The 1,564-nt window shown below is 71.0% G+C and carries 1 protein-coding gene and 1 pseudogene; both read left to right on the forward strand.

Features of this window, described 5'->3' with window-relative positions:
- Positions 1–249: pseudogene (locus BM070_RS24985) on the forward strand (methyl-accepting chemotaxis protein); the annotation flags it as partial.
- A 151-nt stretch (positions 250–400) separates the two neighbouring features.
- On the forward strand, positions 401–1,477 hold the full coding sequence (locus BM070_RS23920) for a zinc ribbon domain-containing protein (protein WP_092942901.1): 1,077 nt from the start codon (positions 401–403) through the stop codon (positions 1,475–1,477).
- The last annotated feature ends 87 nt before the right edge of the window (positions 1,478–1,564 follow it).

Below are 1,564 nucleotides of genomic sequence, written 5' to 3' on the forward strand. Positions count from 1 at the left end.
CTGGTGAGCGTGTTCCAGGTGGATGCGGCGGCCAGCCAGGGGCTGCGTGCCGAGGCACCCGCACCGGCTGCGGCGCCAACGGCACCGGCCTTCGCCCCCTCGCCGGCTCGCAAGCCCGTGGCGCATGCGGCGGCGCCCAAGGCCCGGGCTGCGGCGCCCGCGCCTGCGGCCAAGCCGGCTGCGCTGCCTGCGGCCACGCCCAAGCCCGCCGCTGCAGCGAAGAACGAGGACGACTGGGAAACGTTCTGAGCCCGGGCTGGCCGTGCGGCGCGCCCTTGGCGCTGTTGCCTGCCGTCTGACGGGGCTGCGATGATGGGGCCTTGCGGCTGCGGCGCGCCGGGCATTCCGGCAGGCGCTGCGTGATCCGACTTCCCCCCTCATCGCCCGGAGAAACGAACCCATGAGCAAAGGACTGCGCCTGTCGGAGAAATGGTTCCGCCGTGGACTCTGGCTGGTCGCGCTGGTGTTCGCCGGATTCCTGATCGGCCTGGGCGGGTCGGTGGTCGGCGATCTGCCCCGCGTGGAGGCGCCGCCGCAGCTCGACGACTACCTGGACCGCGATGCGGCCGAGGCGCTGCGCACCCAGGTGCGCACCTCCGAGCGGGCCGAGGCCACGGCGCAGACCGCGCTGGAGCAGGCGCGGCTGCAGCTCGACAAGGCACGCAGCAGCACGGCGGCCGAGCGCGAGACCTTCGACAACTGGCTGGCGACGCGCAGCGCCACGCAGCAGGCGGAGCACAACCCCGAGGTGGTGCGCCGCACCGAGGCGCTCGACACCCTCAAGCGCCGCGAACAGCAGGCCCGGCAGGCGGTGCAGGCACAGCAGCAGGCCGCGCTCGATGCGCGCCAGTCCGCCGCCCAGGCCCGGCAGCGCCTGAGCGATCTGGAGGCGGGCGGCTTCGAGCGCATGTCGGCGGCCATGCGCAAGGTCGAGCTGCGCGTCTTCCTCTACCGGCTGCTGCTGACGCTCCCCCTGCTCGCCGCGGCCGGCTGGCTGTTCGCCAAACAGCGCCGCAGCACCTACTGGCCCTTCGTGTGGGGCTTCATCTTCTTCGCCCTGTTCACCTTCTTCGTCGAACTGGTGCCCTACCTGCCCAGCTACGGCGGCTACGTGCGCTATGCGGTGGGCATCGTGATCACGGTGCTGGTAGGGCGCTGGGCCATCGCCGCGCTCAACCGCTATCTGGAACGCCAGCGCCTGGCCGAAGCCCTGCCCGATGCCCAGCGGCGCGAGGAGCTGAGCTACGACGTGGCGCTGGCCCGGCTCGCCAAGGGCGTGTGCCCGGGCTGCGAACGCCAGGTGGACCTGAAAGACCCGGCCATCGACTACTGCCCCCACTGCGGCATCGGCCTGTTCGACCGCTGCGGCACCTGCACCACCCGCAAGAGCGCATTCGCCCGCTTCTGCCATGCGTGCGGGGCTGCCGCATCGGCATCGCCAGTGGCGCCCCCTGCGAGCGCGCACACAGGTTCTTAGAGCCTGTTTACGATCTTTTCAGAGCCGACAATTGCTTGGTGAAAAGAAAGCCCTACCCAAGCGACATGAGCAGAGAGAAGTTCGCCG

It is taken from the genome of Paracidovorax wautersii (genome assembly GCF_900113035.1).
In the GTDB taxonomy this organism is placed as follows: Bacteria; Pseudomonadota; Gammaproteobacteria; order Burkholderiales; family Burkholderiaceae_C; genus Paracidovorax; species Paracidovorax wautersii.